The 1,301-nt window shown below is 67.6% G+C and carries 1 protein-coding gene and 1 pseudogene; both read left to right on the forward strand.

All coding sequences use genetic code 11. The annotated features are described in order from the left end of the window. Window positions 1-894: bifunctional enoyl-CoA hydratase/phosphate acetyltransferase (locus AWB67_RS37990; RefSeq protein ID WP_125477884.1), on the forward strand; the 894-nt coding region annotated here is incomplete at its 5' end. Beyond that, window positions 891-1,301: pseudogene (locus AWB67_RS37995) on the forward strand (acetate/propionate family kinase); the annotation flags it as partial. The gene AWB67_RS37990 and the pseudogene AWB67_RS37995, both read left to right, overlap by 4 nt.

Here is a 1,301-nt window from a genome sequence, read left to right on the forward strand (position 1 = left end):
GCACGTGCGCTTCCCGCCCTGCGCACGGCGATCGTTCATCCATGCTCACCGGAGGCGATCAAGGCCGCCATCGAGGCACGCGACGAAGGCTTGCTCGATCCCGTGCTGATCGGCCCCGAAGCGAAGATTCGAGCGGCGGCAGAAGAAGCGCAGGTGAGCCTCGACGGCGTGAGCATCGAGGCGGTGGCGCACAGCCATGCGGCGGCCGCGCGTGCCGTGGCCATGGGCGCGGCGGGCAAGGTCGAGGCGCTGATGAAAGGCAGCCTGGAAACGCATGAACTGCTCGCGGCGGTCGTGGACCGTGGCTCGAACCTGCGGACCGAACGGCGCATCAGCCACGTCTACGCGATGGACGTGCCCGGCTATCCGAAACCGCTCTTCGTCACCGACGCCGCCGTGAACATTACGCCGTCGCTGGAGGAAAAGCGCGACATCTGCCAGAACACGATCGACCTGCTGCATGTGCTCGGCATCGAGCAACCGCGGCTTGCCGTGCTTGCCGCCGTGGAAACCGTCAATCCGCGCATGCCGACCACGCTCGACGCCGCGGCGCTCACGGTCATGGCTGCGCGCGGCCAGATTCGCGGCGCGCTCGTCGATGGCCCGCTCGCCTTCGACAATGCCATCAGCATGGCGGCGGCCAGGACCAAGGGCATCGTCTCGCCGGTGGCGGGCCAGGCGGACATCCTGCTCGTGCCCGACCTGGAGGCCGGGAATATGCTCACGAAGCAACTGATGTACTTCGGGGGCGCCGATGGTGCCGGCCTCGTGCTCGGCGCGCGCCTGCCGATCATCATGACGAGCCGCGCCGACAGCCTCCGCTCGCGGCTCGCTTCCGTCGCGCTGGCGAAGATCGTCGCCGCACGGACGCTGCGCGGCGCCGCATTGCCGTGAGCGCCCCGCTGCTGCTCACCTTCAATCCTGGATCGTCGACGGTCAAGATCGGCCTTTTCAATGTCACGGCCGATGGCGCCAGGCGCATCGGTCAGGGCACGATCGACTTCCAGCATGCCCCGCTGTTGCTGCATCTCGTCGGTGGCGACAAGACCCGCGAGATCCCCTTGCAGGCAAGCGTCACGGAAGACCTGCACGACGTGCTGGACGAAACGCTGAACTGGTTCGCGACGCACTTTTCGCTGACCGACCTCGTCGCCGTCGGGCATCGCGTGGTGCATGGCGGTGACGCGTTCGCCGGTCCGGTTGCGATCACCGACGCAACGCTTGCCGCCATCGTCGAACTCGTGCCGCTCGCACCGCTGCATCAGCCGCAAAGCGTACGGCTCATTCGCGCGATCCGGCAC

The organism is Caballeronia terrestris (genome assembly GCF_001544515.1).
GTDB lineage: Bacteria > Pseudomonadota > Gammaproteobacteria > Burkholderiales > Burkholderiaceae > Caballeronia > Caballeronia terrestris.